This is a genomic window from Streptomyces sp. NBC_01591 (genome assembly GCF_035918155.1).
Taxonomy (GTDB): Bacteria; Actinomycetota; Actinomycetes; order Streptomycetales; family Streptomycetaceae; genus Streptomyces.
Genome location: NZ_CP109327.1, coordinates 1,230,741 through 1,250,581 on the forward strand (window position 1 = coordinate 1,230,741; position 19,841 = coordinate 1,250,581).

A 19,841-nucleotide genomic window follows, 5' to 3' on the forward strand; every position below is an offset into this window, starting at 1 on the left:
GGGGGGCGGAGCACATGACGGCTGAGCCGGTACAGAGGTGGGGGTCGACCCTCGATTCGGTCGTGGTGTACGCACAGGGTGCGGTCTGCCGACGCCTGGCCCGGGGCAGCGTGCCGACCGACGGCCGGGTGCGGGTGACGGGACTTCCCCGCTCGCTGGACCCGGGCTCGCTGCGGGCCCGGGTCGTGGGCGCCCCCGGGGTGCGCGTCACCGGGGCCCGGGTGGAGGTCGAGGCCGAGCCGCTCGGCGCGGGCACACCCGACGGGTTGCGGCACGAGGTCGAGCGGCTGAGCGACGCGCACGCGGCGGCGCAGGGACGCCGGGACCGACAGCTGAGCCTGATCGAGGAGGTCAGGGCTCTCCACCCGGTCCCGCCTGCCCGCAGGCGCGATGACCCGCACCGCCGCACCCCGGTCGACGCGTGGCTGGAACTCGCCGGCTTCGTCGACGAGCGGCTGACGGGGCTGCACAACCGCCTCGTCGAGCTGGAGGAGGCACTGCGCGACGCCGAGCACGAGCTCGACGTCGCCGCCGACAGGCTCGCCCGCGCCTCCACCGACGCGCCGTCGGCGCACGTGCAGACCACGGTCTGCGCGGTCCTGACCCTTGACGGCACCGGTGATGCGGAGGTGGAGCTGGAACTGGAATACGGGGTGCCGGGCGCCGTCTGGGTACCGGCCTACCGCCTCACTCACCGTCAGGGCGACGGCAGCGGCCGTCTGGTGCTGCGCGCCTCGGTCGCCCAGCGGACCGGCGAGGACTGGACCGGCGTGCGCATCGCCCTGGCCACCGCCGATCTTCGGCGCCGCACCGACCTGCCGAGGCTCCGCTCGATCCGGATCGGACGCAGTCAGCCCGCCCCCGCGCCTTCCGGCTGGCGCGAGCCCCCGGCCGGGCTGGTCGACCTGTTCTCCGGGTACGACGCGGCAGGCCCCGGCCCGGCCCCGACCGCCGCACCCGCGGCTGTCGGTGCCGGCTCCGCGTCCGGTCCCGTTCCGCCACCGCCGCCTCCCCCGGCACCGCGGGGCTACGGCGGTCCGCCGGCTGCGGTCCCGGTACCCGGCGGCGTGTACGGCGCTCCCCCGGAAGCCTTCGGCGGCAGGTCGTTCGCGGGTGCCCCCGCCCCCATGGCGCCCGCGGCTCCCGGCCGGGCCGCGCCGCCGCCCCCTCCGGCACCGGCAGCCGGTCCGCCGCAGCCGAGCGGCGCCGAGCTCGACTACGCCGCCCTTGTCCTGTGCGGCCCCGACGAGCAGGGCGGCCGCAGAGGCCGGCTGTTTCCCGGCTCGCCCGCCGACCCGGTGGCAGCCGAGTACCGCCGCCGCGCCAAAGCGGTGGCCGCACTGCCGTTGCCCGGACGGGCCGTGCGGCCCCGCGAGTCGGCGGGTTCCTTCGACCACCGCTTCGATGCCACCGCCCGCGCCGACATTCCGTCGGACGGCACCTGGCACACCGTCACCGTCGGCGAGATCCCGGTCGGTCTGCGTACCGAGTACCTCTGCGTGCCATCCGTGGAGCAGACCGTGTACGCGACGTTGGTGCTCTCCAACGCCACCGACCAGGCACTGCTGGCCGGCCCGGTGGAGGTCACCGTCGACGACGACTACCTGCTGACCGCCGCACTGCCCACGCTTGCCCCCGGCGGTGTCCGCCGGGTGGGGCTCGGGCCGGCCGAGGGCATCCGGGTCACCCGCCGTACCAACCTGCACGAGTCGACCTCGGGCCTGCGCAACAACACCACCGTGCTCGACCACCGCGTCCACGTGGAGCTGGCCAACCGGCTCGCGAGGCCCGTCACCGTGGAAGTCCGCGAGCGGGTGCCGGTCACCTCCGAACCGGACGTCCGGATCGAGGAACGCGCCGACTGGACGGCACCCGAGGAAGGCACGGGTCCCGAACGCCATGCGCCGGGCACCCGCGTCTGGCGACTGGATCTGTCCGCAGGCGCCACCGCCGCTCTCGACGGCGGCTACGAGATCCGCATCCCGACCGGCAAGACCCTGGTCGGCGGCAACCGCAGGAGCTGACACCCGCCATGTCCAAGGCCCCGAAGCCGATCGCCCTCCCCGTCACCGCCGTCACGTGCCTCGAGGACCGCGCCCACGTCGAGCGCACCGTCGTGCTCGACCTGGAGGCCGGGGTCCAGCGGCTGCGTCTCGGGCCGGTCAGTGCGCTGGCCGTCGACCGGACCCTCCATGCCGAGTTGACCGCCGATCATCCCGCGACCGTGCTCGACGTACGGATCGTCCGCAGCTGGACGCCGCGCGGGCCGCTGCCGCCCACCGACGACGACTCCGCGCTGCGCCACCACGTGCACACCCTCGAAGAGGAGCAGTTGGCTCTGGAGCAGCGGCGCGACCGGCTGCATTCCCGCCTCGACCTGCTCGGCCGACTCGCCGCCGATCTGCTGCGGGAGATCGGCGAAGGCGCCGGTTCCGGGGAGACCGAAGGGCCCCGCTGGGCCCGCGAACTGGACCGGGTGGACGACGAGCGCGACGTGCACGGCGAGCAACTCCGCACCGTTCAGGCACGGTTGACAGCCCTCGCCGCAGAACTCGGGGAAGCCCAGCGGGCCATGCATCTCTCCGAGGAGGAGCCGGCCGAGCTGGTCGGCCATGTCGAGCTGACCGTGGAGGCCGCGGCCGCCGGGCCGGTCGGGCTGCGCCTGAGCCACCTCACCCCGTGTGCGCTGTGGCGGCCCGCCTACCGGGCCGTGCTCAACGGGGACTCCCTGACGCTGGAGACCGACGCGATGGTCTGGCAGCGCACCGGTGAGGACTGGTCGGACGTACGGCTGACACTGTCGACGGCCCGCTCGGCGTCGGCCACCGATCCGCCACGGCTGGGCGAGGACCGGCTGACGCTCAAGGACCGCTCCGCGGCGGAGCGCCGCACGGTCGACGTCGAGCTGCGCGAGGAGGAGATCGGGGCCCTCGGCCCGGCCCCGGTGCTCGGCCTGCCGGGGGTGGACGACGGCGGCGAGGCGCGGGTGCTGAGGTCCCCCGCGCCGGTCTCGGTGCCCGGTGACGGCCGCGCCCACCGCGTGCCGCTCTCGGCGTTCACCACGGCCGCGCCCAGTGAGTACGCCTGCTCACCGGAGTTGTCCCCCCTGGTCACCCAGGTGGTGCGGTTCGACAACCTGTCCGGCCACGCGCTGCTCGCCGGGCCCGTGGACCTGGTCCGCGGCAGCGGATTCAGCGGCCGCGGAACGCTGGACTTCACTGCCCCCGGCGCCCCCGTCGAGCTGGCCTTCGGCAGCTGCGACGACTACAGGGTGGTCCGGCGCGCCGAGGAGTCCCGCGACTCCACCGCCATCACCCAGCGGACCGTGGTCACCCGCACGGTCCGGCTGCACCTGTCCCGGTTCTCCGCCCCTGGGGAGCACGGCGAGCGGGTCGTCGCCCTTCGGGAGCGGATCCCGGTCTCCGAGGTCTCGGCGGTGGAGATACGCCTGCGCAAGGATTCCTGCTCCCCGGCGCCCGACGCGGTCGACGCCGAGGGCATCGCCCGCTGGGACGTCGCCCTCCCGCCCGGCAGCCGCCGTACGGTCACCCTGGTCTACGAGCTGTCGGCGAGCGCCAAGGTCACCGGGCTCTGAGTCAAGGCGTGACCGGGGCGGAGCATCCGTGGGCTTTCGCCGAGCGCTCGGCGAAAGCCTTGAGTACGGCACGTTCGTAGGCGAGGTCCGCCTTGCCTCTCGGGTACTTGCGCTCCTCCGCCCTCTCGAACGAGGGGTGCAGGATGAACAGGGCCTGTCCGCTGCGGCACTTGGCCGTCGTCCAGCTCACCCGGCCGTCAGGGTCGCGGTGGTGCGCGGGTGTCTCGGTGTTCGGTACGTCGTCATAGGACTCCTCCTCGTAGCCGAGAAACCGCTCCTGCGCATAGGGGCCGTAGTCCGCTTCGAGTTCGTAGCGTGTGCTGTTGTCGGCGTCGGCGAGCCGGCATGTTTCGTGCGGGGCGCCCGCGCGGGCGGTCTCGGTGGCGATCGCCACGCCGCGTGCGGCGGGGATGCCGGAGCAGGTTCCGTCGGCCGTGCGGAGCGGCTCGTACTCGTCCTGGTTCACCGGCAGGCCGAGGCTGCCGATGGGCTTTCCGAGCTTGGCTCCGCAGTGCCGGGCCTTCGAGGCCTCGGCCGCCGTGGAGGTGGCGATCCTGGTGAACTGCGGTCGTTCGGCCGGGTTGTCCAGTGTCTTGTCGAGGGTTGTCTCGACGGTGACGGACAGACCCTTGGCGCTGCTTTCCCCGGTGCACTCGAGGACCAGGCTCGTGGTCGCCTTCTTGTACTCGTCGGCCCTGAAGGGGTCCGCCGCTCCGAAGCGGTCGGGGGCGGCCCCGAAGAGCCCCGTCCATCCGTGACCCACCGGCACGGCGGGCGCGGTCGGCGATCCCGCGTAGAGGGAGGGCAGCAGGGACGGTCCGACGTGTGCGGTGTCGAGGACACGGATTTCGGCGATGCCGCCGCCGTAGACGTGCACCTCGCAGCCCACCAGGCCCGCACCGCTTCTTTCGTTCTCGACCTCGACGGCTCCCGGCCCGAGGACGCCACGCACCGCGTTCCGGTCGAGCAGGCCGTCACAGGCTCCGTCGAGCGCCGACTCGTCGCTCCAGCGCTGGAAGTCGCCGTGCACCTGGAGATACCCGGCGACGACAACGGCCGCTGCGACCAGAGCGACGACCGACCGCAGGACGATCCGCCTCACCGCCATCCCTCCACCTCTCCAAGGATCTTGGTGTCATGGCAGCGCTGCTGCCCGGGCCAGCCGTCGGGGTCGGCGAGATAGCTGTCCATCAGCTTGCGGGCGTCCTTGGAGAACTTGGTCCGCTCTGCCTCGCTGAGCGTGTACTCGCTGAGGTCGGAGGGCTCCGTGCGGACGGTGACACGGTGGTACGTGGTGCCCGCGGCGCACTCCGACCCTGCCCACAGGGCGAGTTCGTGCGACTCCGATTGGGGGATGACCTTTGTCCGCGCCCCTTCTCGGAAGGCGAAGCTGTCACCGGTACGGTGGTACGCGCCGTCGGCGGACTCGCTGAGCGGCCCGGCCCAACTCGCCGCCGAGACATTGACGACCGCACCGTCGGGTGGAGTCGGATCGGTGCCTATCGGATCCTCGCGGTCCAGGATGGTGGCTTCGCAGACGCTCAGCAGCCGTGAGTCCTGCAGATCGCCGCTGGCGGTCCACGTACCGGGGAAGCCCGCGCGCTTGCCGAGCCCACGGCACTTCTTCACGCCCAGGCCCGGCACGTCGATCCCTGTGACCCTCATGTTGCCCCCGTCCGCGTCCTTGGTGACATGGGCCACATACGTGTCGATGACCCTCGTAGGCATCTTCAGCGGGGAGCCACCGCAATTCTGGGCCGCGGCGATTCCGTTGGCGACCTGGACGGCGGTACGGAAGTCCGCGAGATACCCGGCCGGCTTCCCCTTGTCGGGAACGGGCAGATCGACAACGGCTGTGACATACATCCCGGACACCTCGCGGACCCGGCCCTCGAGCCCGCCGGGGCACTCGGCGACGACCCACGTCCGCCCGTCCTCGCCCACCCTGCCGGTGACTCCGGGCGCCTCGTACCCCTCGTCGTCACCGCCGGGCAGGATGTCCTCGGCCCGCACCGTCGACGGCAACCGGGAGATGAGCGCGACGGCCCGCACCCGCACCGACCCATGCCCCGGCCAGGTGAGGGAGCAATTCACCAGGGAGCGGCTTTCCTGATCGGGCTGGAGCATAGTGCCGTACTGGCTCACCTCGCCCGCAACGTCGTCGGGCACGAGGCCCCGCAGCTCCTCGTACGGCAGGAGCCCGGCACAGGCACGCTTCAACTGCGCCCGGTTCGCCACCGAATGACCGCTGCTGTCCGAACGGTCGACGCCGAAGTAGAGCACCGCCCCGGTGACCAACAACACGAGCGGCAGCCCTATGAACAGCGGCTTGCGCAACCATGACGGCACCCACCCCACGGAGCCCCCCTCCCCAGCACTGCCGGCAGAATCAATTCATCACCGGCGGATCAAGGCCTGGAACCTATCAGAGCCGTACGGGCGGGCCTCCTGGCGCAGGCTGCACCGACCGCCATCCGGGCGAGCCGAACGATCGTTTCTGTGGTGATGTTCCACGCGGCGCCGGTGTGGCAGGGCCCCGGTGCCGCTCCCCGCCCGTACAACCACCGTCGTGATCAACCGCTTCGTGCGGCGCGGGGTACCCGCGCTCGCCCTCGTCCCCCTGCTCCTGGCCGGGCCCGCAGTCGTCCGACCCGACCACGCGGCGGCGGACTCCGCGCCACGCGCCCGCACCCCTGTCCAACTGCTCGCTCTCAACGACCTGCACGGCAACCTCCTCCCCGTGGACGGCGCGGCCGGACGCATCACCCACCGCGGCCCGGCGATCCAGGCCGGCGGGCTCGCCCAGATGGCCACGCTCCTCGACGAGGCCCGCGCAGGCCGTCCCAACACCCTCACCGTCGGCGCCGGCGACATGATCGGCGGCAGCCCGCTGCTCTCCGCGCTCTTTCACGACGAGCCGACGGTCGACGCACTCGAAGAGCTCGGCCTCGGCATCACCTCCGTCGGCAACCACGAGTTCGACGAGGGCCCCGCCGAACTCCGGCGGATGGTCGACGGCGGCTGCCATCCGGAGGACGGCTGCGTTTCCCCGACGCGCCGTACGACGGCGCGGACTTCGCCTATCTCGCCGCCGACGTGACCGAACGCGGCAGTACGACCCCGCTGTTGAAGCCGTACACCGTCAAGACCCTGCCGAACGGGCAGCGGATCGGTTTCATCGGCCTGGTCACCAAGGACACCCCCAGCGCCATCAACGCCGCCATGATCCGGAATGTCGAATTCCACGACGAACTACCAACCATCGAGCGGTACTCGCGGGAGCTGACCCGGCAGGGCGTGCGCGCCCAGGTCGTCCTCGTCCACGAGGGCGAGGCGGTCTCCGGTGAGGCCAGCGCGAACTGCGACGACGAGACGGACCCGTCGTCCTTCTCGCGCAGGACGAACGCGGCCCCGACGGCCGTAGCGGCGGTCGCGGCGGCAAGGCCGCCGATGAGGAGTGCGCGCCGGGACACGCCGCCCGTGCCGCTGTCGGACGTGGGCGGGGGATCCGATGGGCCGAGAGGCTCCACCAGGCCCTACTCGAATCCGCCAAGAACCAATGGTGAGTTCACGTACGGAATTGAACCATGATCCCGGGCGGTGGGCCCTTGAGAGTCCCTGACGCATGGAACGCGGCCGGGGGGTAACCCCCGGCACCGCCCTGAGGAGAGCGCATCGGCACGTCAGGGGGAAAGCCGGATGGGCCGATCCCCCCTCCGCTGGTGGGATGGTCGCCGACCACCGGCTCCGGGGGCGAAGCAGCCGCGGGCCACAGCCTGAGCGGTCCCTGAGCGCGCAGGCAACCCGAACAGGAAAGGGATTTCACCATGCATGTCTTAGGAAGGCGCCGGCGGGGCCTGCTCGTCCTGACCAGCCTGGCCGCGGTCCTCCTCACCGCATCGGCCGGGCCGGCGGCAGCGAAGCCGCAGCAGGCCGATCCGCTCCAGCAGCAGGTGGACGCGATCCACGACACCGGGGCCGTCGGTGTGTTCGCCGAGGTGACGTCACCGGACACACGTGACAGTGCGCGCGCCGGGACGGCCGAGATGGGCACCAGGAAGCCGATACCACGGAACGGCAGGTTCCGGATCGGCAGCGCCACCAAGACCTTCACCGCCACGGTCGTGCTGCAACTCGTCAGCGAGGGGCGAATGTCCCTGGAGGACACCGTCGAGCAGTGGCTGCCGGGAGTGGTCCAGGGCAACGACAACGACGGCAGTCGGATCACCGTGCGGCAGCTGCTGCAGCACACCAGCGGCATCCGTGACGTCCTGCCGGAGATACCCGCGTTGAACAGCGCGGACGGCTATCGGGCCGAGCGGTTCCGCACCTACAGCCCCGCGGAGTTGGTGGGGCTGGCGATGCAGCACCCTCCCCACTTCTCCCCGGGCGCCGGCTGGTCGTACTCCAACACCAACTACATTCTCGCCGCGATGATCATCCACGAGGTCACCGGCCGGAGTTGGGCACAGGAGGTGAAGGACCGGATCATCCGCCCGCTGGGCCTGAGGCACACCAGTACGCCCGGCGCCTTCCCGTCCATCCTGGGCCCGCACGCCCAGGCCTACGCCGTGTTCGGCACCGACACCAGCATCGACGTCACGGAGCTCAATTCGAGTATGGCCGTCGGCTCCGGCTCGATCATCAGCACCACGCACGACCTGAGCCGGTTCTACACCGCACTACTCGGCGGCCGTCTGCTGGCTCCGGCGCAGCTCGACGAGATGACGACCACCAAGCCCGCGCCCGAGCTGGGCGTGAGGTATGGACTCGGTCTGGGCGAGATCCCGTTGTCCTGTGGCGGCAGCTACTTCGGCCACCCGGGCGAACTGCTCGGCTATCGCACCTGGGGCGGCGTCACCCGAGACGGTACCCGGACCGCCTTGGTGTACGTCACCAGTGACGGCGGCCAGGACACCCGGCAGGCCATGAGCACACTCGTGGACCAGGAACTGTGCCGGACCCACTCCTGGATGAATGAGTCCAAGAGGTGACGTCACGGTCAGTGACCGTAGGCGATCAGGGGTCGCTCGACGGGTTGGCCGGTCTTGTCGTTCAGGCGGTGATCGTCTGTCCTGGGTGGAGCAGCGCCGACATCACCGCGACGGTGACCCGGTCCACCCTGGGATCGTGCGCTTCTTCGAACCGTTGGGCCATCCAGTCCCGGAATTCCGTGTCAGGGGTGCGCGCGAACACCTCGGCGAAGCGGTGGAAAGCGGCCGGCGTCCGGTGCCGCCCGGGTCAGCCCGACTTCGGCGGCTTCTGCGCGTCGAAGGCGAAGAGAGTGTTCTTGGCCGCGGCCACGATCACTGCGCGCCCCGCGACGGTCACGCGCGGGCTTGCGCCCTGCTCGCCCGTCAAACCATCGGCCTGCGGGTCTGTTGTCCACAGGGGTTTGCCATCGTACGACGACAGCGCGACCACCCGGCCGGTGGCCGAGCTGAAATACAGCGCGCCGGCTCCTGCCACGGGACCCGACGCGCCCTCCACGCCCATCTGCCGGGACCACTTCTTCCGGCCGGTCGTGGGGTCGAGCGCCGTGACGAGACCGGTCTGCCTGCTCACGTAGAGGGTGCCGTCCGCCATGCCGGGCGTCCCCGCGTATGTCTTGGCCAGTCGGGAGTACGTGACCTTCCGCGAGGCCGGGTCGACCCGCGCCACCCCGTCGTAGCCGGCCAGCGCCGTTCCCTCCATGTGTCCCTGAAGGAGTACGAGCCTGCCGTTTGCGACGCCCATCGGCACGGCGGGGCCGTTGACCGCGATGGGCCTGCCCAGTGTCCCCGAGGCGCGGTCGACCGTGTACAGGGTGGGGTGGCGCACCTCTGAGGCATCCACCTCCACATCCGTCGCACACATCGCGAAGAGCTGCGGGCCCACCGGGACGGGACCGCACTGGGTGCCCGGGGGGAACGGCGTCTTCCACGCAACCCTACCGCTGTGCGCGTCCCGGGCCTCGAAGCGGGAGTTGGAAGCGTCGACCGTCACAACGGCGGAGCCGACCACAATGGCGTCCTGAGTCCGACCCGTGACGGCCTTCGACTGGGCGCCGGACGGCACGGACCACAGCTCCCGGCCATTGTTCGCGTCGATGGCCACCACCTCACTGGGAGGGTCCTGCGGGGCGTCCTGGGCTGCGAAGCGGTAACCGAGCACCGTGTCGTCGGTGGCGCCCACCAGGTGCATGCCCTGGACGGGGACGCCCGGACTCTTCGCCGTCCACACCCGCGAGCCGTCCAAGGCCCTGATACGGGTCGCTACAACACCGCCGCCCCCGCAGAACAGCGCGTCGCCGCGCGCGACGCAACGCAGCTCGTCGGGGATGTCCTCGCTACCGCCCAGCACAGTCTTGCGCCACGGTCCGAAGCCGTCCGGAAGTGCGGCACCCGGCGCCGCAACGCTGGTGCCCTGGTCGCCGCCGCTGTTTCCCCCAAAGCCGCCCGTCTTCAGCGCGGTGACTCCCCCGCCGATCGCTGCCACCGCGACCGCGGCCGCGAGCACGGGACGCCATCGGCCACGCAGACGGCGGCCGATGGGGGTGCCAGTGCTTCCTGTATCGGGACCGGCCGGGGCGGTGGTCGGGGCAGTCGGCGCCGGGGTGGCCCGCATCGCGAAGTGATGCTGGGTGATCATGTCGCGGGTTCGGCCCGCGCCAGCCCCGTTCGCGTCGGTCCCGCCGAGGTCGGCAGGCAGGTCCCGCAGCAGCACGAGGAGTTCGTCCGCCGAGGGGCGCCCCTTGGGCTCCTTGTCCAGGCACGACTCGACGACCGCGCGCAAAGCCACCGGCACGGCACCCAGCGACGGCTCCTCGTGCACCACCTGATACGCCGTCATGTATGGGCTGTCCGCGTCGAAGGGCCCGTGGCCCGTCGCTGCGTACACCAGCAGCGTTCCCAGGGAGAAGACATCGGACCGCGGCCCCACACCACGCGGCGCCTGCAACTGCTCCGGCGACATGAAGGGCGGCGTACCGATGACCCGTCCTGTCATCGTCAGCGTCTGCTGGTCCACGGCGCGCGAAATGCCGAAGTCGATGACGCGTGGGCCCTCGGGCGAGAGCACGACATTCGAGGGCTTCAGGTCACGGTGGACGACCCCCACCCGGTGGATGTCGCGCAGCGCCTCCGCCAGCCCGATGGCGAGCCTCCTCAGCTCCGCTCCGTTCAGCGGGCCCTTCGTCGCGATGTGCTGGGCGAGCGTGTGCCCCTCGATATAGGTCGTCGCCATCCACGGCTGCTCGGCCTCAGGAGCAGCGTCGACCACGGCGGCGGTGAACGCGCCGCTCACCCTCCTCGCCGCTGCCACCTCCTGCCGGAAACGGATGCGGAACTCGTCGTCCCCCGCGAACTGCTGGTGGATCAGTTTGATCGCGACAGGTCGCCCCGAACTCGTACGGGCCAGAAAGACCGTGCCCATACCACCCGAGCCGAGCCGCGCCTCAAGCGGATAACCGCCGATCTCTGCTGGATCACCTCCGCGCAGCGACACTCTTCCCGACCTCCCGTCCCCCGTGCACCTCTGCCACCACGGGCCTGCGTACCTGTCCTGCACACAAACTAGCCGCAGGGCAGTACGGCAGAGCAAAGCGGGTGACGAACAAGGAGCCCAGGGCTGCTCCCGTGCCGCACACGACGAAGCCCCGCCAAGAGGAGCATGGCGGGGCTTCGTCGTGTCGTGGAACACCGCATGCAGAACCCCGTCGGCACAAGCCGACGGGGGTTCGTGACCTCTCACACGCTTATCACCAGCCGCCCACACTGTGCAGGCACCACGGACAGCACCCCAGCAGAAGGGCCGGCGGCCTCTTCGCCAGCGGATCAAGATCCGGGCCATTCCCGGACCATCGCCGCACAGCATGGCTCAGAAGCCGCCGTTCTGGCTGGCCATCAGGGCAATGCGCCGTGTACCACCAGCAGACGAAGAACCTGCTGGCCGCCTTCGCCCACCCTGCCGCAGCTACGCACGCTGCTCACTTGGTGCGGCCGGAGTCCCTCCCCCTGACGGCAAGGAGGGGACGAGAGGGGGACGACGCTTCAGCGGCCCGGAAACAGGTGCCGACCTGGGCGAACGCGAGAACTCACCACCACTCGCACCAAAGCGGGAGGTCGCACTGCCCCCAGTCCCGGCTCACCTGCCGCGATCCTGTCATTCCCGGTCGAAGGAGAGCCATGTACCGGCGAGGTCCTGCTGACCCGCCCCAGGCCTGGACCAGTCGCAGACACCGTACGGGAAGATCGCCTTCAGATCCTGGAACTGACCGTCGGTCACCGGCACTCGGTAGTCGGAGCGGATCACGGGCCGCTTGCGGCACTTGACGATGTCGTTGGCCACATCGGCTCCGGCGACCATCCGCGGCGATGTCCACACCGGGTAGAGGGTGTTGCACTCGGTGTTGTCGATGCCCTCGACCTGGGGCTCCGCGATCTTCTTCGCACCGATGCCACGGGTCCAGCAGGCGTCCGTGAGACCCTGCGGCCGGTGGCGGACGATCTTCTCGATAGGGGCGTCGTTGCCGGAGTCTCCCTTGATGCCGGTGAGCCACCGGTCCATGTCGGACAGCATCCCGGCGAGAGTGAATCCGTGCCCGTTGGCGCGGGTGAGCATGACCTGGTTGGCGTGGGTCCCGTTGGCCTTGTCCAAGCGCGCCCGGGTGGAGAAGGAGTGGAACCGCATGTGCATGTCGCCGGCCGACGCGTCGTCCGTGTAGTCGCGGTAGTCGATGATCGGAACGTCGGCGAGGCCGCCACCGCCGTTCAGCATGCGGCCCGTGCGGTAGGCCGTCCGTACCGCCTTGAGATCGGCGACGGTGCGCTCCGCGGCGGGCTTGGCGTCGTCGTCGAGGCCACCGATGCGCCGGTTCAGGTCGATGAACTGGTCCATGTCGATGGTCCCCTTGTTCAGGGCCTCAAGTCCGTACTGGATACCGGTGTTGTCGAGCGGCCTGCGCGCCTTTCCGGTCTCCGGTACCTCGCCGTAGACGTTCACGGTGTGGCTGTAGACGTCACAGCGGGCACCGTCCGGGTTGGTGTCGGGGTCGTAGCGCTGTCCCTCGGGCAGCTGGGGCGGGCAGAACACCGTGGGGTCGATACGGCCGCCTGCGCGGGCCAGGCTGCCGATGCTCTCCCACTTGCCGAACCCGGAGACCGCCCTCTGCTGCTCCTTGGTGAACGCGTCCGGCGCGACATCCTTGAAGTAGTGGTTCAGGAGCTGGGCGTCGCTGAGCGTCTGAATCGTCCCGAAGCCGACGTCGGGGAAGCTGCAGCCGGAGAGGATGCCGTCCAGCAGGCCCGGGTAGTTGTCGGCGATCTGGTGGGTCTGGTACGAGCCGCCGGAGCAGCCGTTTCCGATGGTGAAGGCCGGGTCGCCGTACGTCTCCACGAAGCGTTCCTTGACCATGCTCATGGTCTCGGCGGCCAGCAGGTCGTTGCAGTTGTTGCCGAAGACGTTCAGCGTGGACGATGCGACGCCGTAGCCCTTGCTCAGATACGTGTCGTTCATGATGCCGACGGTGTTGCGGCCCTGGACGTACCAGCCGCCGTTACAGCCCCCGCCGAAGCCGTACACGAGGCGCCCGTTCCAGCCCGGCCCACGCTGCAGCGGGTCGGGGGTGCCGGACATCGGGTCGTGCAGGATGGCCGTCTCGTAGATGCCGCGGTTGATGGTGCCGGTCTCGACGCGGACGATGTACGGCACCTTCGTGCCCGCGCTCGTCGTGGCGGTCGCCAGGTCGGCGGGACGGTCGTTCGTGTCGGGCAACGGAACGAACTTGCCGGCCGTGGTGCGATACATGTAATCGACGCGGGTCTTGACCGAGCAGTCCTTGTCGATCGGCTGCCCGAGGGTGCCGCCGGTGACCGTCTTGAACTCGGCGGTGTCACAGACGAACGGCTGCTCGTGCGGCCCGGCGAACACCGGCCCCGTGATGGGGTGGTTCTTCAGGGTCAGCTGTCCGGAGTCCGCGCCCTGAGCCCTGGCCGTGAGCCTGTTGTCGCCCTTGGACAGCTCCTTCACCACGCCCATCAGCGCGTTTTCACCGGAGGGCCGGAAGCTCGAGGTCACGTCCCGGCCGTCCACCTCGACCCGGACCGTGTCGGCCGCTATGGGGGCGGGCACCTCGACACGTATCAGGGCGTCGTCTCCCGACACCACGCCGGGCCGCGACGACACGGCCGTCACCTGCAGCTTCTCGCGTTCCTGGCTGCCGGCCGGCGTCGCTGACGCGCCTACCAGCACGCCCATGAACGCTACGCCGACAAGGCCCAGTTCGACTGGTCTCGCGGCTCCTCTGAACGACACGACGGAACTCGCCTCACTTCCTGGAGTCGGAAATTCGTGCTCAGTGTGCGGACGCGGGCCGTGGGCCCGCCGGGACGGTGATGCGCATGTCCCGTTGTCATGGTGTGCGGCTTCCCAGCCAAAAACCGGAAGGGGCCCGCTCCTTGTCCGGCGTCCTGTTCGGTACCGGATGGGACACAAGGGTTGTACGCGGCCCTCGATTCCGCGGGGGCGGGACCGATCGCCGACCGGCCCTGCGCGGCTACCAGTTGGTGAACGCCCCGTCCGCCGTGCGCAAGTGCGGGCGCTCGGCCGCCGCGGCCTGGTACCGGCGCGCCGCCTCCCGGTCGATGTCGACGCCGATGCCGGGGAGTTCGCTCAGCTCCACCCGACCCGGCAGGATCGTCGGCCGCGCGGTGAAGAGGGCGGCGATGGCCGGATCGGGGTCGGTCTGGTGCTCCTGGATCGCCACATTGGGGCAGGCCAGGTTGAGTTGGAGCGAGGAGGCGGCAGTGACCGGGCCGAGCGGGTTGTGGGTGGCGAGTTTGATGTGGTGAGTCTCCGCCATCGCCGCGATCTTCTTCGCCTCGGTCAGGCCCGCGGCCACGCCGACATCCACGCGCGCGTAATCGATGAGGTCGTCCTCGATGAGTGTCCTGAACTCCCATTTGGAGCCGTACTGCTCACCTGCGGCCAGTGGTACGCCGGTGCGGGCCCGCAGCATGCGGTAGCTGTCCGGGTTCTCACAGCGCAGTGGGTCCTCGACGAAGTACGGGCGGGCCGCCTCGATCTCCCGGCACAGGGTCAGCGCCTCCGGCGGATCCAGGCGCGTATGGACGTCGAGGATCAGCTCCACCTCGTCGCCGACCGCATCCCGCACCTGGTGGAAGAGGTCGACCGAGTCGCGCAGGCAGCGGCGGGCGTCGAGCGTGCCGTCGGCGTCGTGCGGCGAGGCGAACCGCAGATGGCGCCAGCCCTCGGTGACCAGGTCGCGGCAGCGGTCCAGGAACCACGCGCGGTCGTGGTAGCCGTCGCCGACATGCACATAGGCGGGTACATGATCACGCACCCGGCCGCCGAGGAGCTCATGCACCGGTACGCCGAGCGCCTTGCCGCGGATGTCCCAAAGGGCCACGTCCACCGCTGCGATGGCGGCGCCGAGTATGCGGTCGGCGGGGAAGAACCCGCGACGGAACATGACCTGCCAGAGGTGCTCGATCCGTCGCGGGTCCTCGCCGACGATCAGCTCAGCGAGGTGCTCGAGACCGCCCGCGACCGCCCGTTGGCGCGACCTGATGCCGACCTCGCCCAGGCCGTGGATGCCCTCGTCGGTGTCGACCACGACCAGCATCATGCTGTCGCCGTGGTCGGGGAGAGTCAGCACTTCCAGGCCGGTGATCTTCATTCCACTCCTCTATGAAAACGTTCCCGCAATTTCAGTGCCGTTCTTGAGAACACATCATCGGCAGCAGTCGAGCCGAAGCGCAAGACCCGTGCATGCAGAAGGTTTCCCTCGATGAAATACTCCTGACACACGTCTTGACACGCCCTGGGAACGTTCGCAAGCATCAACCGCATTCGCAGGGTCCAGATGCGAGGCGACCGGGGTCCCCCGGCTCAAGACGACGAGGAGGCCGTTCGTGGCAGTAACGATCCGGGAGGTGGCGAGCGCCGCGGGCGTCTCGGTGTCGACGGTGTCCCGTGCGTTCACCGCACCCGACCAGGTGCAGCCGACGACGCGGCAGCGCATCCTCGACGCCGCGGCCAAGCTCGGCTACTCCCCCAACCCGGCGGCCCGTTCACTGCGCGGCGGCGGCACCGGAACGCTCGGCCTGATCGTCCCGGACATCGCCAACCCGTTTTTCCCGCCGATCATCAAGGCGATGCAGGCCCGCGCCCGGCACCTGGGCTACACGGTCCTGGTCGCCGACAGCGACGAGCGCGAGGCGGACGAGCTGGCCGCCATCGCGGCCGTATCGAAGCGGGTCGACGGCCTGATCCTGTGGGCCTCCACCCTCACCGAGGACCGGCTCCATGAACTCGCGGGCCGGATGCCGCTGGTGGTGGTGAACCGTCATGTGCCGGGCATCCCCGAGGTCCGGATCTCACTGTCCGCCGGCATCGCGCAGGCCGCCGAGCAGTTGAAGGCGTACGGCCATCGGCGCTGCGTCTTCATCAACGCGTCCCGCGCCGAGCTGAGCCGCGGCAAGTCCATCCAGGAGTCCTTCGAAGCGCTCGACCTCTCCCTGTCCGAGCTCGGCCCGTACGAGCCGCGGTTCGAGACGGGTGTGCACGCCGCCACCCTCGTCGCCGCCCACGAAGCGACGGCCGTGATCGCCCACAACGACCTGGTCGCCCTCGGCGTGCTGCACCAGATGGCCAACCTCGGCATGAGCGTGCCGCGCGACGTCAGCGTCATCGGCATCGACGACACGCTGCTCGCCTCCGTCTCCACCCCCAGCCTCACCACGATCAGGATCGACCCCGAAGAGATCGCCACGCGCGCGGGGGACCTCTTGATCGAGACGATCGCGAGCACAACAGGCCGCACTGGAAAAGGACTTGAAGTCACTTCCCCGTTCGTGGAGATCGGCTCCCGCCTGATCCCCCGCGCCTCGACGGGCCCCGCACCCGCCCACTGATCCACGGCGCACACCACCACAACGAGCAAAGCACCGCACTACACCGCACCGAGACCACTCCTGCCCTTCTTGGAGCCGTTATGCCCAGAAACTCCCGCTTTGCGGCCATACTTGGCTGCATGGCGCTGACCGCGACCCTCGCGGGCTGTTCCTCCCTCACCCCGAGCAGCGCCGGCGGGGACGGCGATCTCGTACTGCGGGTGCAGGGCATGCCGCCGGCCACCGACAAGCCGGGGCTCGCCCTGTTCAAGAAGCAGGTGGCCGACTTCGAGAAGGCCAACCCGGGCATCAAGGTCAAGGGTTCGACCACGGTCTTCGACCCGCTGACGTTCTCCGCGAAGCTGTCCGGCGGCAATGTCGAGGACGTCATCAAGGTGCCGCTGACCGAGCCGCAGCGGCTCATCCAGCAGAAGCAGGTGCAGCCGATCACCGGGCAGCTCAAGGAGTGGGAGCACTTCAAGGAGTTCAACCCTCAGGTCCTCCAGCCGCTGACCGACAGCGCCGGCGACGTGTACGGCGTACCGCAGAATCCTTACGCCCAGGGCCTGGTCTACAACCGCGAGCTCTTCGAGAAGGCCGGCCTCGACCCCGACAGGCCGCCGACCACCTGGGCGGAAGTCCGTACCGCCGCCAAGAAGATCAGCGACAGTACCGGCAAGGCGGGCTTCGTCCACGAGTCCAAGGACAACCAGGGCGGCTGGCAGCTGACGATGCTGTCGTACGCCTTCGGTGGCGAACTGGAGAAGGAGCAGGGCGGCAAGTACACCGCCACGCTCACCGGGGAGCCGACGAAGAAGGGGTTGCGGCTGCTCAAGGACATGCGCTGGAAGGACGATTCGCTCGGCAAGACCCTGCTCAACAATCAGAACGACGTGATCAAGCAGTTCGCGGCCGGGCAGGTCGGCATGTTCATGGGCAGCCCGGGGACGTACCGACTGGCGAAGATGCAGTTCGGCATGGAGAACACCGACGCCTTCGGAGCGGCCCCGATGCCGCAGTCCGGCGGCGACGCGACACTCACCGGCGGCGACATCTACATGGTCCCGAAGTCCGCCGACAAGAAGCATGCGGCAGCCGCCGTCGAGTGGCTGACCTTCGCCTACGCCAAGCCGCAGTACAGCACCGACATGGCCGCCGAGCAGGCCAAGGCGCTCTCTGCCGACCCGAAGTCCGCGGTGGGCGTTCCGACGCTGCCGGTCTTCGACAAGAAGCGGCAGACCGAGATCGACGCCGCGATCAAGCCGTACGTCAATGTGAAGCTGCAGAACTTCAAGCCGTACATCGACGGCCTCTCCACGCTGAAGCTGAAGCCGGAGCCGCCGTACCAGGCGCAGAAGCTGTACACCGCGCTCGACCCGGTGGTCCAGGCTGTGCTCACCAAGCGCGACGCAGACATCGACGCCCTGCTGGCCTCGGCCGAGAAGGACGTCAATGCCAAGCTCGCCGCGGACCAGAAGTAGCCGGCCCATGGCCCTGCTCACTCCGTCCCGGCGCCCGGCCGCTGTGTCCAAGGAGCCCGTGCCGCGAACCCTGCCGCAGCGGCGGCGTGGCACCGGCGCCCGCAAACAGTTCACGGCCTGGCTGTTCCTCGTCCCCGCGCTGCTGGTCTTCGGGCTCTTCGCCTGGTGGCCGATCGTGCGCAGCCTGCTGCTCAGCTTCCAGAAGACCAACCTCGTCGAGCCCGCGGTCTGGGTCGGCCTGGACAACTTCCGTACGCTCTTCGACGATCCGCTGCTCGGCACCGCCGTCGGGAACACTCTGTTCTTCGTGGTCCTCGGCCTGCTGATCGGCTTCCCGGCGCCACTGATCCTGGCCGCGATCATGTCGACGGTGCGGCGCGGCGCAGGCGTCTACCGCTTCCTGGTGTATCTGCCGGTGGTCATCCCGCCCGTCGTGGCGATCCTGCTCTGGAAGTGGTTCTACGATCCCGGGAGCGGGCTCTTCAACAACGTCCTCGGCAAAGTCGGGCTCGGCCCGTACTCGTGGCTGGAGTCCTCCGACAGCGCCATGCTCTCGCTGGTCCTGGAGGCCACCTGGGCGGGCATGGGCGGCGCCGTCCTGATCTACCTCGCGGCAATGGTCGGCATCCCCGGCGAACTCTATGAGGCCGCCGAGGTGGACGGCGCCGGTATCTGGCGACGGATCTGGCATGTGATGCTGCCCCAACTCCGGTCTGTCATCGGCTTGTTGCTACTTGTTCAGCTGATCAACACGGTGCAGGTCTTCACCGAGCCGTACGTCTTCACCGGCGGCGGACCCGAGAACTCCACCCTCACGGTCCTGCTGTTGATCTTCCGGTACGCCTTCCAGGACGGCGAGTACGGCCAGGCCGCCGCGCTCTCCTTCCTGATGGTGCTCGCCCTCGCCCTGCTCTCCGCGGTCTATCTGCGGGCCACCCGCAGCTGGAGCACGTCATGACCACGCTCACCACCTTCGTCTCCACCAACGACCGCCAACGCCCCGGCGTACGCGCCGCAGTGCGCTCCGTCCAGGTGTTCACCCTGATCCTGCTGCTGCTCATCGGCATCGGACCGCTGTACTGGATGGTCAAGGGCGCGGTCTCGCCGCCCACCGAGCTCACGACTCAGCCCCTGGCCCTCTGGCCGGACCGGCCGGCCCTGGGCAACTTCTCGACGGCGTACACCGATCTGAGTGTCGGCCGCTATCTGATGAACACCGTCCTGGTGGTCGGCGGATCGTGGTTCGTGCAGCTCTTCGTCTCGGCCACGGCGGGCTTCGCCCTTTCGGTGCTCAGGCCGAGGTTCGGCAAGGTCGTCTACGGGGCGATCCTCGCCACGATGTTCGTGCCGTACACGGTGAACATGGTCAGCCTCTTCATGACCGTGATCGATGTGCCGTTCCTCCACCTCAACCTGGGCGACACCTACTGGGCTATCTGGCTGCCGGCCGGCACGAACGCCTTCACGGTGCTGCTCGCCAAGCAGTTCTTCGACGCCCTGCCGAAGGAGCTGTTCGACGCGGCGCGGGTCGACGGGGCGAGTACCTGGCAGCTGCTCACCAAAATCGTCCTGCCCATGAGCAAGCCGGTGCTCGCCGTGATCAGTCTGCTCGCGGTGATGCACTCCTGGAAGGACTTCATCTGGCCACTGGTGGCCATCACCGACCCCGAGAAGCAGCCGATCAGCGTCGCTCTCGCCCAGCTCGCCACGCAGGCTCCGCAGGACCAGCTGATCGCCGCGATGGTGCTCGCCGTCGCCCCGCCGGTGCTCGTCTTCGTCGTCTGCCAGAAGTACATCGTCGCCGGGCTCGGCTTCACCGGAGTCAAGGGCTGACTTCCACCGGAGCCGACGGCCGAGCCATCAACTGCCCCA

The 19,841-nt window shown here is 69.7% G+C and carries 14 protein-coding genes; 9 read left to right on the top strand and 5 right to left on the bottom strand.

Annotated features, from left to right (window positions below; all coding sequences use genetic code 11):
* The first annotated feature begins 14 nt into the window (after positions 1-14).
* Together OG978_RS05870 and OG978_RS05875 are read left to right on the top strand one after the other, a co-directional pair.
* Entirely contained in the window at positions 15-2,024 is a 2,010-nt protein-coding gene (locus tag OG978_RS05870) for a DUF4139 domain-containing protein (RefSeq protein WP_326764160.1), read from the top strand.
* Between the two features lie 8 nt (positions 2,025-2,032).
* On the top strand, positions 2,033-3,595 hold the full coding sequence (locus OG978_RS05875) for a DUF4139 domain-containing protein (protein WP_326764161.1): 1,563 nt from the start codon (positions 2,033-2,035) through the stop codon (positions 3,593-3,595).
* A gap of 1 nt (position 3,596) precedes the next feature.
* Here OG978_RS05875 and OG978_RS05880 read toward each other — a convergent pair whose 3' ends face one another.
* The gene (locus tag OG978_RS05880) at positions 3,597-4,703 is read right to left on the bottom strand and encodes a hypothetical protein (RefSeq protein ID WP_326764162.1); all 1,107 of its coding nucleotides are present in this window, start codon (positions 4,701-4,703) and stop codon (positions 3,597-3,599) included.
* Complete coding sequence (locus OG978_RS05885) at positions 4,694-5,953, bottom strand: hypothetical protein (protein ID WP_326764163.1); 1,260 nt, start codon at positions 5,951-5,953, stop codon at positions 4,694-4,696. The genes OG978_RS05880 and OG978_RS05885 overlap by 10 nt, the downstream gene beginning before the upstream one ends.
* Before the next feature lie 211 nt (positions 5,954-6,164).
* Here OG978_RS05885 and OG978_RS05890 point away from each other — a divergent pair, with 211 nt between their 5' ends.
* The 3 genes from OG978_RS05890 (at position 6,165) to OG978_RS05900 (ending at position 8,589) form a co-directional block, all read left to right on the top strand.
* Complete coding sequence (locus OG978_RS05890) at positions 6,165-6,695, top strand: hypothetical protein (RefSeq protein ID WP_326764164.1); 531 nt, start codon at positions 6,165-6,167, stop codon at positions 6,693-6,695.
* Complete coding sequence (locus OG978_RS05895) at positions 6,692-7,186, top strand: hypothetical protein (RefSeq protein ID WP_326764165.1); 495 nt, start codon at positions 6,692-6,694, stop codon at positions 7,184-7,186. Before OG978_RS05890 ends, OG978_RS05895 begins: the two co-directional genes overlap by 4 nt.
* Positions 7,187-7,422: 236 nt before the next feature.
* Positions 7,423-8,589, top strand: coding sequence for a serine hydrolase domain-containing protein (locus OG978_RS05900; protein WP_326764166.1), 1,167 nt, complete (start codon positions 7,423-7,425; stop codon positions 8,587-8,589).
* A 247-nt stretch (positions 8,590-8,836) separates the two neighbouring features.
* On the opposite strand, the gene OG978_RS05905 is transcribed toward OG978_RS05900, so the two are convergent.
* The 3 genes from OG978_RS05905 to OG978_RS05915 all read right to left on the bottom strand — a co-directional run bounded on the left by OG978_RS05905 (position 8,837) and on the right by OG978_RS05915 (position 15,272).
* Positions 8,837-11,080, bottom strand: a complete 2,244-nt coding sequence (locus tag OG978_RS05905) for a serine/threonine-protein kinase (protein ID WP_326764167.1) — start codon at positions 11,078-11,080, stop codon at positions 8,837-8,839.
* A gap of 657 nt (positions 11,081-11,737) precedes the next feature.
* Positions 11,738-13,831 carry a DUF6351 family protein gene (locus OG978_RS05910; RefSeq protein WP_326764168.1) on the bottom strand — a complete coding sequence of 698 codons (2,094 nt, stop codon included), beginning with the start codon at positions 13,829-13,831 and terminating at the stop codon, positions 11,738-11,740.
* 298 nt (positions 13,832-14,129) lie between these two features.
* On the bottom strand, positions 14,130-15,272 hold the full coding sequence (locus OG978_RS05915) for a mandelate racemase/muconate lactonizing enzyme family protein (protein ID WP_326764169.1): 1,143 nt from the start codon (positions 15,270-15,272) through the stop codon (positions 14,130-14,132).
* Positions 15,273-15,507: 235 nt separating this feature from the next.
* Between OG978_RS05915 and OG978_RS05920 the strand changes: the two genes are divergently transcribed.
* The 4 genes from OG978_RS05920 to OG978_RS05935 all read left to right on the top strand — a co-directional run bounded on the left by OG978_RS05920 (position 15,508) and on the right by OG978_RS05935 (position 19,802).
* Positions 15,508-16,509: a LacI family DNA-binding transcriptional regulator gene (locus OG978_RS05920; protein WP_326764170.1), complete on the top strand. Its 1,002-nt coding sequence runs from the start codon at positions 15,508-15,510 to the stop codon at positions 16,507-16,509.
* A 119-nt stretch (positions 16,510-16,628) separates the two neighbouring features.
* Entirely contained in the window at positions 16,629-17,969 is a 1,341-nt protein-coding gene (locus OG978_RS05925; protein ID WP_326764171.1) for an ABC transporter substrate-binding protein, read from the top strand.
* Between the two features lie 7 nt (positions 17,970-17,976).
* Positions 17,977-18,927 carry a carbohydrate ABC transporter permease gene (locus OG978_RS05930; protein ID WP_326764172.1) on the top strand — a complete coding sequence of 317 codons (951 nt, stop codon included), beginning with the start codon at positions 17,977-17,979 and terminating at the stop codon, positions 18,925-18,927.
* Complete coding sequence (locus OG978_RS05935) at positions 18,924-19,802, top strand: carbohydrate ABC transporter permease (protein WP_326764173.1); 879 nt, start codon at positions 18,924-18,926, stop codon at positions 19,800-19,802. The genes OG978_RS05930 and OG978_RS05935 overlap by 4 nt, the downstream gene beginning before the upstream one ends.
* The last annotated feature ends 39 nt before the right edge of the window (positions 19,803-19,841 follow it).

Excerpts from the sequence above, each read along its gene's own strand:
- OG978_RS05880 (WP_326764162.1), bottom strand. The coding sequence starts at position 4,703 with ATGGCGGTGAGGCGGATCGTCCTGCGGTCGGTCGTCGCTCTGGTCGCA.
- OG978_RS05915 (WP_326764169.1), bottom strand. The coding sequence starts at position 15,272 with ATGAAGATCACCGGCCTGGAAGTGCTGACTCTCCCCGACCACGGCGAC.
- OG978_RS05870 (WP_326764160.1), top strand. The coding sequence starts at position 15 with ATGACGGCTGAGCCGGTACAGAGGTGGGGGTCGACCCTCGATTCGGTC.
- OG978_RS05910 (WP_326764168.1), bottom strand. The coding sequence starts at position 13,831 with ATGGGCGTGCTGGTAGGCGCGTCAGCGACGCCGGCCGGCAGCCAGGAA.
- OG978_RS05900 (WP_326764166.1), top strand. The coding sequence starts at position 7,423 with ATGCATGTCTTAGGAAGGCGCCGGCGGGGCCTGCTCGTCCTGACCAGC.
- OG978_RS05875 (WP_326764161.1), top strand. The coding sequence starts at position 2,033 with ATGTCCAAGGCCCCGAAGCCGATCGCCCTCCCCGTCACCGCCGTCACG.
- OG978_RS05935 (WP_326764173.1), top strand. The coding sequence starts at position 18,924 with ATGACCACGCTCACCACCTTCGTCTCCACCAACGACCGCCAACGCCCC.
- OG978_RS05925 (WP_326764171.1), top strand. The coding sequence starts at position 16,629 with ATGGCGCTGACCGCGACCCTCGCGGGCTGTTCCTCCCTCACCCCGAGC.
- OG978_RS05930 (WP_326764172.1), top strand. The coding sequence starts at position 17,977 with ATGGCCCTGCTCACTCCGTCCCGGCGCCCGGCCGCTGTGTCCAAGGAG.